11 protein-coding genes are annotated in these 11,668 nt (G+C 66.0%); 1 reads left to right on the top strand and 10 read right to left on the bottom strand.

The window, feature by feature from the left end; all coding sequences use genetic code 11:
• Positions 1 to 139: 139 nt before the first annotated feature.
• From OTERR_RS02845 to OTERR_RS02820, 6 genes are all read right to left on the bottom strand, one after another.
• Entirely contained in the window at positions 140 to 1,219 is a 1,080-nt protein-coding gene (locus OTERR_RS02845; RefSeq protein WP_149424798.1) for a sulfate/molybdate ABC transporter ATP-binding protein, read from the bottom strand.
• Positions 1,216 to 2,082 (bottom strand): sulfate ABC transporter permease subunit CysW, encoded by an 867-nt coding sequence (cysW, locus tag OTERR_RS02840; RefSeq protein ID WP_149424797.1) that lies wholly within the window; start codon positions 2,080 to 2,082, stop codon positions 1,216 to 1,218. Before cysW ends, OTERR_RS02845 begins: the two co-directional genes overlap by 4 nt.
• A complete protein-coding gene (gene cysT, locus OTERR_RS02835) occupies positions 2,079 to 2,945 on the bottom strand; it encodes a sulfate ABC transporter permease subunit CysT (RefSeq protein WP_054620031.1) in 867 nt (288 codons plus the stop codon). The genes cysW and cysT overlap by 4 nt, the downstream gene beginning before the upstream one ends.
• Before the next feature lie 72 nt (positions 2,946 to 3,017).
• On the bottom strand, positions 3,018 to 4,022 hold the full coding sequence (locus OTERR_RS02830) for a sulfate ABC transporter substrate-binding protein (protein ID WP_054620032.1): 1,005 nt from the start codon (positions 4,020 to 4,022) through the stop codon (positions 3,018 to 3,020).
• Between the two features lie 185 nt (positions 4,023 to 4,207).
• Positions 4,208 to 4,804, bottom strand: coding sequence for a peroxiredoxin (locus tag OTERR_RS02825; RefSeq protein WP_054620033.1), 597 nt, complete (start codon positions 4,802 to 4,804; stop codon positions 4,208 to 4,210).
• A gap of 188 nt (positions 4,805 to 4,992) precedes the next feature.
• A complete protein-coding gene (locus OTERR_RS02820) occupies positions 4,993 to 5,556 on the bottom strand; it encodes a hypothetical protein (RefSeq protein WP_054620034.1) in 564 nt (187 codons plus the stop codon).
• A 180-nt stretch (positions 5,557 to 5,736) separates the two neighbouring features.
• Between OTERR_RS02820 and OTERR_RS02815 the strand changes: the two genes are divergently transcribed.
• Positions 5,737 to 7,056, top strand: coding sequence for a ferredoxin reductase family protein (locus OTERR_RS02815; protein ID WP_149424796.1), 1,320 nt, complete (start codon positions 5,737 to 5,739; stop codon positions 7,054 to 7,056).
• 20 nt (positions 7,057 to 7,076) lie between these two features.
• On the opposite strand, the gene OTERR_RS02810 is transcribed toward OTERR_RS02815, so the two are convergent.
• The 4 genes from OTERR_RS02810 to metG all read right to left on the bottom strand — a co-directional run bounded on the left by OTERR_RS02810 (position 7,077) and on the right by metG (position 11,546).
• Positions 7,077 to 7,397 carry an acylphosphatase gene (locus OTERR_RS02810; RefSeq protein WP_149424795.1) on the bottom strand — a complete coding sequence of 107 codons (321 nt, stop codon included), beginning with the start codon at positions 7,395 to 7,397 and terminating at the stop codon, positions 7,077 to 7,079.
• Positions 7,394 to 9,067, bottom strand: coding sequence for a SulP family inorganic anion transporter (locus tag OTERR_RS02805; protein ID WP_149424794.1), 1,674 nt, complete (start codon positions 9,065 to 9,067; stop codon positions 7,394 to 7,396). The genes OTERR_RS02810 and OTERR_RS02805 overlap by 4 nt, the downstream gene beginning before the upstream one ends.
• The gene (locus OTERR_RS02800; protein WP_149424793.1) at positions 9,064 to 9,366 is read right to left on the bottom strand and encodes a hypothetical protein; all 303 of its coding nucleotides are present in this window, start codon (positions 9,364 to 9,366) and stop codon (positions 9,064 to 9,066) included. The genes OTERR_RS02805 and OTERR_RS02800 overlap by 4 nt, the downstream gene beginning before the upstream one ends.
• Before the next feature lie 89 nt (positions 9,367 to 9,455).
• A complete protein-coding gene (metG, locus tag OTERR_RS02795) occupies positions 9,456 to 11,546 on the bottom strand; it encodes a methionine--tRNA ligase (protein ID WP_149424792.1) in 2,091 nt (696 codons plus the stop codon).
• Between the last annotated feature and the right edge of the window lie 122 nt (positions 11,547 to 11,668).

The raw sequence follows: 11,668 nt of genomic DNA, 5'->3' as shown, positions 1-11,668 counted from the left end.
CGTCGCCCTTGCCTAATTTATGAGCAGCACACGGCCGCGCCCCCGGGCGATCCGGCGGCGCGGCCAGCGCGCGAACGGGACAGCGCGGGGCCCGCGAGGGCGCCGGGGGCGCCAGCCATCCGGCTCCCCGGGGCTTACCTCAGATGGAGAAATCCTGCATGACTTCGCCGGCCACCGTGGCGGCGGGGAAAACCCGCACCTGGCGCGGTTTGAGCCAGACCGACTGGCCCGGGGCCAGCTGCAGTTCGTCCTGGCGCTCCCGGGTCAGCTCCACCTCGACCAGCTCGGACTGGTGCGCCAGCTCGACGCGCACCACCGGACCGATCGGATGCACGTAGCGCACCTCGGCACCCAAGGCGTCCTGGACCGGCTCGCGCAGGATGTCGATGTCGTGGGGGCGGACGAAGGCCAGGCTGTCGCCGGCACCGCCGCCCTCCCCGCCCTCGCCCCGTGCCACCTCGGCCCACAGGTTGCCCTGAAGGCGGCTGTGAAAGACGTTCACGTTGCCGAGGAACTGGTAAACGAAGGGAGTGGCCGGGTTGGAGTAGACCTGGTCCGGGCTGCCCACCTGCTCGATGCGCCCCTTGTTCATCACCACCACCCGGTCGGCCACTTCCAGGGCCTCTTCCTGGTCGTGGGTGACGAACACCGAGGAGATGTGCATTTCGTCGTGCAGGCGGCGCAGCCAGCGGCGCAGCTCCTTGCGCACCTTGGTGTCGAGGGCGCCGAAGGGCTCGTCGAGCAGCAGCACCTTGGGCTCCACCGCCAGGGCCCGGGCCAGGGCGATGCGCTGGCGCTGACCGCCGGACAACTGGGAGGGATAACGGTCGGCCAGCCAGTCGAGTTGGACCAGGGAAAGCAACTCCATCACCCGCTTGCGGATCTCGGCCTCGGCGGGACGCTCCTTGCGCGGCTTGACGCGCAGGCCGAAGGCGACGTTCTCGAACACGGTCATGTGCCGGAACAGGGCGTAGTGCTGGAAGACGAAGCCGACCTGGCGCTCCCGGGCGTGCAGGTGGGTGGCCTCGGCACCGCCGAACAGCACCTGGCCCTCGTCGGCGCTTTCCATGCCGGCGATGATGCGCAGCAGGGTGGTCTTGCCGCAACCGGAGGGGCCGAGCAAGGCCACCAGTTCGCCGGTGGGAATGGCCAGGTTGATGTTGTCGAGCGCGACGAAATTGCCGAAGCGCTTGCTGATGTTGCGGATATCGATGCTCATTCGGTTTTCTCCGGCGGCAGGTCGGCCGTCAGCATTTCGGTTTCTTTACGCATGCGCCACTCCACCACGGTCTTGGCCACCAGGGTGACCAGGGCCAGCAGGGCCAGGATCGACGCGGCGGCAAAGGCCGCTACGGACTGGTACTCGTTGTAGAGGATCTCGACATGCAGGGGCAGGGTATTGGTCTCGCCGCGGATATGGCCGGAGACCACCGACACCGCGCCGAACTCGCCCATGGCCCTGGCGTTGGCCAGGATCACCCCGTAGAGCAGGCCCCACTTGATGTTGGGCACAGTGACCCGCCAGAACATCTGCCAGCCCGATGCGCCCAGGGATACCGCCGCCTCTTCCTCATCCTTGCCCTGGGCCTGCATCAGCGGGATCAGCTCCCGGGCGACGAAGGGGAAGGTGACGAACAGGGTGGCGAGGACGATGCCGGGAATGGCGAAGATGATCTTGATGTCGTGCTCCGCCAGCCAGGGCCCCATCCAGCCCTGGGAGCCGAAGATGAGCACGAAGAGCAGGCCGGCCACCACCGGTGAAACGGCGAAGGGCAGGTCGATCAGGGTGATCAAGAGGCTCTTGCCGCGGAAGTCGAACTTGGCGATGGCCCAGGCGGCGGCCACGCCGAAGGCGATGTTGAGGGGAATCGCCGCCGCGGCCACCCCCAGGGTCAGCCAGATGGCGGAACGGGCCTCGGGGTCGGCCAGGCCGGCCAGGTAAGCATCCACGCCCTTCTTCAGCGCTTCGTAGAAGACGGTGACCAGGGGAAAGCCGAGGAACAGGGCGAGAAACCCCAGGGCGACGACGAGCAGCAGCACCCGCATCCAGCGGGGTTCGTTGTTGGCGCGACGCACGGTCATTGCGCACCTCCCTGCGGCGCGGCTTTGGCCGTGCCGCTGCGGTGACGGTTGGAGGCCCACCACTGCAACACGTTGATGGCCAGCAGCATGACGAAGGAGATGACCAGCATCACCGAGGCCAGGGCGGTGGCGCCGACGAAGTCGTACTGCTCCAGCTTGGAGATGATCAGCAACGGGGTGATCTCGGAAATCAGCGGCATGTTGCCGGCGATGAAGATCACCGAGCCGTATTCGCCGACGGCCCGGGAAAAGGCCAGGGTGAAGCCGGTCAGCAGCGCCGGAAAGATGGCGGGGAAGAGCACCCGGCGGAAGGTCTGCCAGCGCGAGGCACCCAGGGAGGCAGCCGCCTCCTCCACCTCGGGCTCGATGTCTTCGAGCACCGGTTGCAGGGTGCGCACCACAAAGGGCAGGCCGATGAAGGTCAGGGCCACGACGATGCCCAGGGGTGTATAGGCGATCTTGACGCCGGCCTTGGCGAACCATTCCCCGATCACGCCGGTTTCGGCATAGAGGGTGGCCAGGGTGATACCGGCCACGGCGGTGGGCAGGGCGAAGGGCAGGTCCACCAGGGCATCGATGAAGCGCTTGCCCCAGAAGTCGTAGCGCACCAGCACCCAGGCCACGATCAGGCCGAAGAAGGCGTTGATGCAGGCGGCGGCGAAGGAGGCGCCGAAGGTGACACGAAACGAGGCCAGGGCCCGGGGGCCGGTGGCGATCGCCCAGATGTCCGCCAGGGACAGGGAGGCCGATTTGACCAGCAATCCGGCCAGGGGGATCAGCACCAGCAGCGACAGGTACACCAGGGTGTAGCCCAGCGAAAGGCCAAACCCGGGCAGCACTGAACGGGAAGGAGAGCGGGACATGGAAGTCTTGTCGTAAAGCAGCGGGCCCGGGGGAATGCCTCCCACCGAGCCCGGCCACAGGGGGTGGAAGGCTTACTTGACCGAGTAGATCTGGTCGAAGGAGCCGCCATCGACGAAGTGGGCCTTGAACGCCTTGCCCCAGCCGCCGAAGGTCTCATCCACGGTGAAGGTCTTGATCGCCGGGAATTGGGCAGCGTGCTTCTTCAGCACCTCGGCGTCGCGGGGGCGCAGGTAGTTCTCGGCGATGATCTCCTGCCCCTCCTTGGACCACAGGTACTCCAGGTAAGCCTGGGCCTGCTTGCGGGTACCCTTCTTGTCCACCACCTTGTCCACCACCGCCACCGGGAACTCGGTGAGGATGGAGACGGACGGGTAGACCACCTCGAAGTCGCCGCGGCCGAATTCCTTGGCGATCAGCTCGGCCTCGGACTCGAAGGTGACCAGAACGTCGCCGAGGCGGCGCTGCATGAAGGTGGTGGTGGCATCGCGACCGCCGGTGCCGAACAGGGGCGCATTCTTGAGCAGCTTGCCGACGAAGTCCTGGGCACTCTTGTCGTTGCCGCCGGGCTGCTTGAGGGCATAGCCCCAGGCGGCCAGGTAAGTGTAGCGGCCGTTACCGGTGTTCTTGGGGTGGGGCACGATCACCTGCACGCCGGACTTGATCAGGTCGGACCAATCCTTGATCGCTTTCGGGTTGCCCTTGCGCACGATGAACACCATGGTCGAGGTGTAGGGCGAGGCGTTGGTCGGGAATTTCTTGTGGTAATCCTTGGCCACCAGGCCCTTGTCGGCCAGGAAATCCACATCGGTGGCCTGATTCATGGTCACCACGTCGGCCTCCAGCCCGTCGGCCACGGCACGCACCTGCTTGGACGAACCGCCGTGGGACTGCTTGATTTCGACCTTCTCGCCGGTCTTGGCCTGCCAAGCCTTCTGGAAGGCCGGATTGAAGTCCTTGTAGAGGTCCCGGGCCACGTCGTAGGAAGCGTTGAGCAGCACGGTATCAGCATGGACACCGACGGCGAAGAGCAGGGAGGCGGCCAGAGTGGCAAGGCGCAGCGAATGACGGGCGGACATATATAAGCACTCCGTAAAGAACTGGATGACGTCACTTTACGAGGGGGGTTTAGAAGCACAAAGCTCCGTTTCTCATTTGCTTATTCCAAAACGCGCAAACAAAAACGCCGCCCGTAGCCACGGACGGCGTTTTACCGGTATCACCGGACGTCGCGGGGTGCCGCAGCCTCCCCGCCCAGTCAGGCTTACAGGGCGGCGGCGTTCTCGGCCAGGTACTTGGCCACGCCCTCGGGGCTGGCGGTCATGCCCTTCTTGCCCTTGTTCCACCCCGCCGGGCAGACTTCGCCGTGCTCTTCGGTGAACTGCAGGGCGTCCACCATGCGCAGCATTTCGTCCACGTTGCGGCCCAGGGGCAGGTCGTTGACCACCTGGTGGCGGACCACGCCAGCCTTGTCGATCAGGAAGGAGCCGCGGAAGGCCACGCCACCGGCGGATTCCACGTCGAAAGCACGGGCGATCTCGTGCTTCACGTCAGCCACCATCGGATAGCCGACTTGGCCGATGCCGCCCTTTTCGACCGGGGTGTTCTTCCAGGCCAGGTGGGTGAACTGGGAATCGATGGACACGCCCAGCACTTCCACGTTGCGGGCCTTGAACTCGGCCAGGCGGTGATCGAAGGCGATCAGTTCGGAGGGACAGACGAAGGTGAAGTCGAGGGGGTAGAAGAACACCACCACGTACTTGCCCTTGTAGTCGGACAGCTTGATGTCCTTGATTTCGTTGTTGCCCAGCACCGCGGTAGCGGTGAAGTCGGGAGCTTGCTTGCCGACGAGAACAGCCATTGTATTTCTCCTCAAGATGAGAGTGAGGCACCGAACCGGCCGGAAAACCGGCGTGGCGGGTGCCGTTGGGGAACCCCTGAATTTAACCAAGCCCTGTCAGGGCGTCAATTTGCAGGGAATCAGGCAGACCGCGAGGCAGACCGCGCCGCAGGCCGAAAGCCGCGGCGAGACGCTCGGTGCAAGTGCGCTCAGGCAAAGCCGGGCAGATCGAGGCTGCGCGGCAAGGCGGTCGGGACCGGTACCACGTCGCCATGGACGAGGGCCTCGATTACAGGAATCTCGCGCCAGGGATGACCGAGGAAGGGTAGGTCGGCTTCTTCCACGGTGCGCCCCGACCAGTAGGCCTTGGCCACCCGGGACAGGGCCTCCAGATCGAAAGTGCAGGGCTGGCGCAGGTAGTCCAGCCAGGCTCCGTCGTGAAACGAGCAGGCGCAGGTGCCGCTCGCCCGCAACTTGATCAGGCGGCGCCCGAAGGTGCGCTCCGGGTGCTTTTCCTGAAAGGCTTCGGCATCGACGCGGGTGGCGAACAACAGGCGGGAATGCAGGCGACTGGGGTAACGGCTGAACCCCTGCTGGCGAAAGAACTCCAGGTGGTATTCGACGAAGTAATCCTGGGCAGGCGTTGGCGCATTGGCCTCGCCATGGGGGCCGCCGCCTTCGAAGCTCCACCCCGGCAGGGAACCATCAGCCTCCGCCCAGGCATAGAACTCGAGAAAGGCACGGCCCGCAAAGAGGTTTTTCGAGATTGACATACCGCCCCCGGGGTCCCTCCCCCCTATGCCCTGATCTCCAGATCGCCAAACGCCCGGCACTGCCGGGCCCCCGCCTACGTTAAGGGTGAGTTAAGCCACCCCGCGCATCATGACCAGATCGCCACACCCGGCCCGCCCCCATCGGGAGCCAGATGCCGGGCCGGCTGCTGGAGAACCTTCATGAAAACCTATGTCACTGCCCTGCTCGCCCTGTTGACCGGGCTCTGGATCGTCAGCCTGCCCGGGGACGCCTGGCCGGCCGCCAGCGCCGACTTCTGGGCTCTGCGCAAACTCGCCATTTATTATACGGGGATAGGCGCCCTTGGCCTCATGTCCGTGGCCCTGGTCCTTGCCACGCGGCCACGCTGGCTGGAAACCCCCTTGGGTGGCTTGGACCGGAGTTACCGCCTGCACAAATGGCTGGGTATCGGCGCCACGGTGCTGGGTTTTCTGCACTGGATGCTGAAGATCGTCCCCAAATGGATGGTCAGCCAGGGCTGGCTGGAGCGTGCGGCACGCAAGGGCAGCAGCGGCGCCACCGACCTGCTCACCCTGCTGCGCGAACCCGCCGAATCGGTGGGCGAATGGGGCATCTACCTGGTGCTGGCCCTGGTACTGCTGGCCCTGTGGAAACGCTTTCCCTACCGCCCCGCCTTCCTCCTGCACCGTGCGCTGGCGGCCACCTACCTAATCCTGGTGTTTCACGGCGCGGTGCTGATGCCGACCGGCTACTGGCTGACGCCCCTGGGCGCGACCATGGCTGTCCTGATGGGCGCGGGCAGCCTCGCCGCCATGACCTCCCTGGCCGGCCGCATCGGCCGCAAGCGCCAAGCCACGGGGACCATCACCGCCCTGCGCCATCACCGCGACAACGGCGTCCTCGAAGTGGATTGCCGGCTCGGCAGCGCCTGGCCTGGCCACGTCGCCGGCCAGTTCGCCTTCCTCACCCTGTCCCCGCGGGAAGGTGCCCACCCCTACACCATTGCCTCCGCCTGGCGCGGCGATGGCATCCTGACCTTCGCCATCAAGGGCCTGGGGGATTACACCCGCACCTTGCCGCAGCATCTCCAGGTCGGCGCTCCGGTGACGGTGGAAGGCCCGTACGGCCGCTTCGACTTTTCCAGCCGTGCGGAACGCCAGGTCTGGGTCGCCGGCGGAATCGGGATCACGCCCTTCCTGGCCCGGCTCGAAGCCCTGGCCGCGCAAGGCGGCAGCACCCAGCCCGTAGACATGTTTTATTGCACGGCGGCAGCGGACGATGGCTTCATCGCCCACCTGCGGCAATTGGCCGAACAGGCCCGGGTGCGTCTGCACCTGCTAGTCACCCCGCGGGACGGTTACCTGACCTCGGAACGGCTGAACGACACGGTCGCTACGCTCAAGGACAGCGACATCTGGTTCTGCGGACCGGCCAGCTTCGGCCAAGCATTGCGCCAGGGCCTCGGCGCCCTCGGTTTATCCGAACGGCGCTTCCACCAGGAAGCGTTCGAAATGCGCTGAGGTGCGCGGCAGCCAGTGCCTTAGAGCGGTTCGGGGAAGTCGGCCGTCGGGTATTCGCTGAAGCCGACCGCGGGGGCCACTCCCACCGCCCCTTCCTCGACCAGGACATCCTCGACCGAGGCGGCCGGCGGCCCTTGGCGGGCCCAGGCGATCAGACGCGCCACAGCGTCGTCCGGGCCCTGCGCCAGGACTTCCACCCGGCCGTCGGTCAGGTTGCGCACCCAGCCCGTCACGCCCAGAGCGGTGGCGGCGCGCACCGTGGCGCGGCGATAGCCGACCCCTTGTACCCGGCCCGATACCAGCAGCCGGCGCACGCTCGGCGCCCCCCCGCCGCCGCTCATGCGCCCTGCTCCACCGGCGGCAACAGCCGCGCCGCCCGCGCCCAGGCCTCATCCAGATCGACAACGATGTTGTCGTCACCGATCTGGTCGGAAAAGCCGGAGCGAAACACCAGGGAACCGGGCTGGGAATTGAGGCCGGCCAGGATCAGGCTGCCACCACGTTTGCGCAGAATGCGCAGCAACGACTCCAGGGTATCGAGGCCGGTGGTATCCAGATTCACCACCTGATGCAGGTCGAGCACCACCACCTGGGCCCCCTCGGCGTTATGGTCGATCACCGTCTGCAGCTTGCCCACGGAGCCGAAGAACAGGGAGCCGAAGATCTTGTAGCCCACCACCGGCAACCCCTCGCGGCGCACCCACTCCGGATCGCCCAGACGCTCGACCTGGGTCAGGGAGGCCATGCGGGTGATGAAGAACAGGGAAGCCAGCACCAGGCCGATTTCCACCGCCAGGGTCAGGTCGAAGACGACGGTGACGAAGAAGGTGGTGAGCAGGATCACCCGGTAGTTGAGGGAATAGCGCGACAACTCGCGGAAGGCATGCCACTCGCCCATGTTGAGCGCCACCACCACCAGGATTGCGGAGAGGGCCGGCAACGGCACATAGGCGGCCAGGGGGGCCGCCACCAGTACGACGATGAGCAGGGTCAAGGCATGGATGATGCCGGCCACCGGGGTGCGCCCTCCGACCCGCACGTTGGTGGCGGTGCGCGCCAGGGCGCCGGTGGCGGCAAAGCCGCCAAACAGTGGCGCCACCAGGTTGGCGACGCCCTGGGCGAGCAGCTCCTGGTTGGGATCGTGACGGTCGTCCACCTGGGCATCGGCCACCCGGGCCGACAGGAGCGACTCGATGGCGCCGAGCAGGGCGATGGTGATGGCCGGAGCGATCAGGGAACGCAAGGTTTCCAGGGACAGGGCCGGCAGGGCGAAGGCGGGGAATTCCTGGGGAATGCCGCCGAAGCGGCTGCCGATGGTTTCCACCGGAAAGGCGAACAGGGCCTGGGCCAGGGTCGCCAGCACCAGGACCACCAGCGGTCCGGGAACACGCCCGATGCGCGGAATGCGGCTGCCGTAACGGTTCCAGCCGAGCAGCAGCGTCAGGGCCAGCACTGAGAAGGCCAGGGTCGGCAGGTCCGCATCGGGAGCAGTATGCACGATCGCCTTGATGCGGGCGAAGAACTCGGCAGGCAAGGCCGGCCCGGGCAGGCCGAGGAAGTCTTTCACCTGGGAAAGGAAGATCACCACGGCGATGCCGTTGGTAAAACCGATCACCACCGAAATGGGAATGAAGCGGATCAGCTGACCGAGACGAAATAGGCCCATCAGCACCAGCAGGGCACCGGCCAGCAGCGTGGCGATAAGCAGGTTGGCCACCCCATACTGGGTGACGATGCCGAAAATGATCGGGATGAAGGCCCCGGTAGGGCCACCGATCTGCACCCGGGAACCGCCCAGGGCGGAGATCAGAAAACCGGCGACGATCGCTGTCCACAAGCCGGCGGTAGGCGACATGCCCGACGCGATAGCGAAGGCGATGGCCAGCGGCAGCGCCAACACACCGACCGTGATGCCTGCCGCCACATCCTTGCCGAACTGGGCGCGTTCATAACCGGAAAGGCACTCGACGAGCTTGGGTCGGAAGGAGAAGGAGGCAGGCAGGATGCTCATGGCCGGTGCGTGGGCTCGGAAGAAGGGGGACTGTCGGCGTCCGGCGGGGCCTGCTTGACCACCTGCCGCACCATTCGTGTTGCCGCCCAGAAGACCAGAACCAGCCCGACCGCGGTCAGCACGACGGCCTCACCGATCCCCGAGGGGAAGGCCGGAAAGAAAATACCCGGCCCCCGCGCCAAGTAGGCAAACCCCACGGCGAACAACAGCAGCCCGACCACATCAACGACGGCAAAGGCCAGCATCGCCACGGTCAGGCGGGGGCGGAATTTGGCGGCGGGGCGGTTGGCGAAAGACATGGTCGGCACGATGACAAAAGGCTAGAGAGAGGGGCTGACAGCAGACTTACATCGCACCGACAGCCGCCTCGGAGCACCTACGCCCGCGCTTACTTGACCCGCATGCCCGGCTGGGCGCCGGCATCCGGCGACAGGATGAACAGCCCCGGGGTCTGGCCGGTCTCGTCGGAGGCGGCCAGCACCATGCCCTCGGACAGGCCGAACTTCATCTTGCGCGGGGCCAGGTTGGCCACCATCACGGTGTAGCGGCCCACCAGGGTGGCCGGGTCGTAGGCGCTCTTGATGCCGGCGAAGACCTGGCGCGGCTTCTCTTCGCCGATATCGAGCTCCAGGCGGATCAGCTTTTCGGCGCCTTCGACATGCTCGGCGGTGACGATGCGGGCAATGCGCAGGTCCACCTTGGTGAAGTCGTCGATGCCGATGGTGGTGCTTTCGGCGGCGGGGGCAGCGGTCTTTTCCACGGGTTTGCTTTCTTTCTTGGCCTCGGCCGGGGCAGCGGGGGCCGGGGCCAAGGAGGATTTGTTGGCCTCGACCAGAGCGGTGAGCTGCTTGGGGTCGAGGCGGGTCATCAGGTGCTGGTAGGTGTTGATGGCGTGGCTCGGGGCGAGCACGCTGCCCACGTCGTCCCACACGAACGGGGCGACATTGAGGAAGGCCGCCACCTGGTCGGCCAGGGCCGGCAGCACCGGCTTGAGCAGCACGGTGAGCAGGCGGAACAGGTTGATGGCGTTGGTGCAGGCGGCGTGCAGCTCGGCGTCCTTGCCTTCCTGCTTGGCCAGCTCCCAGGGCTTGACCGTGTCCACGTACTGGTTGACCGCCTCGGTCAGGGCCATGATCTCGCGCAGGGCCTTGCCGTACTCCCGGGCCTCGTAGAGGTCGGCGATGCGCGGCGCGGCGTCGCGGATCTGGGCGAACACCGGCAGGGTCTCGTCGGCCACCGCCAGCTGGCCGGCGAAGCGCTTGGCCAGGAAGCCGGCGGAGCGGCTGGCGATGTTCACGTACTTGCCCACCAGATCGGCGTTCACCCGGGCGGAGAAGTCGTCCAGGTTGAGGTCCACGTCCTCGGCGGTGTCGGCCAGCTTGGCGGCGAAGTAGTAGCGCAGCCATTCCGGGTTGAGGCCCTGGTCCAGGTAGGAGCGGGCGGTGATGAAGGTACCCCGGGACTTGGACATCTTGGCACCGCCGACGGTGAGGAAGCCGTGGGTGAAGATCTTGGTCGGCACGCGGAAGCCGGCGTGTTCGAGCATGGCCGGCCAGAACAGGGCGTGGAAGTAGAGGATGTCCTTGCCGATGAAGTGGTACAGCTCGGCCTGGGAATCCTTGTTCCAGAAGGCGGAAAAATCCAGGCCTTTCCTGGCGCACAGGTTGGCGAAGGAGCCCATGTAGCCGACGGGCGCATCGAGCCAGACGTAGAAGAACTTGCCGGGGGCATCCGGAATCTCGAAGCCGAAGTAAGGGGCATCCCGGGAGATGTCCCAGTCGGTCAGCTTGTGCTCGCCCTCGCTGCCCAGCCATTCCTGCATCTTGTTGGCCGATTCGGCCTGGAGCCGCCCGGGCTCGGTGGTGAAGCGGCGCAAAAAGCTCTGGCAGCGCGGGTCGGAGAGCTTGAAGAAGTAGTGGGTCGAGGTGCGCAGTTCGGGTTTGGCGCCGGACACTGCCGAGTAGGGGTTCTTCAACTCGTTGGGGGTGTAGGCGGCGCCGCACACTTCGCAGTTGTCGCCATATTGATCCTTGGCGCCACACTTGGGGCACTCGCCCTTGATGAAGCGGTCGGGCAGGAACATCTGCTTGACCGGGTCGTAGTACTGCTCGATGTCCCGGGTCTCGATCAGGCCGGCGGCGCGCAGCTTGGCGTAAATGTCGGTGGCGAAGCCCCGGGTCTCGTCGGAGTGGGTCGAGTAGTAGTTGTCGAAGCCGACGTGGAAGCCAGTGAAGTCGCGCAGGTGCTCGCCGTGGACCCGGGCGATCAGGGCCTCGGGGGTGATGCCCTCCTTTTCCGCCCGCAGCATCACCGGGGTGCCGTGGGTGTCGTCGGCGCACACGTACCAGCAGTCGTGGCCCCGCATCTTCTGGAAGCGCACCCAGATATCGGTCTGGATATATTCCACCAGGTGGCCCAGGTGGATGTCGCCGTTGGCGTACGGCAGCGCGGAGGTTACGAGAATCTGACGGGGTTTCATCGGGCAGGACAATCCGGAGGAAAAGCAGGGAAAGACCGGGATTCTAGCAAACCCCACCCCGGCGCCCCTGCCCGCCTTGGAGCACGACAACGAATTCGGTTAAACTTGATAAAATTACTCGG

It is taken from the genome of Oryzomicrobium terrae, from assembly GCF_008274805.1.
Taxonomy (GTDB): domain Bacteria; phylum Pseudomonadota; class Gammaproteobacteria; order Burkholderiales; family Rhodocyclaceae; genus Oryzomicrobium; species Oryzomicrobium terrae.
The sequence above is the reverse complement of the archived record's forward strand: the minus strand, read 5'-3'. Positions and strand labels throughout refer to the sequence as shown.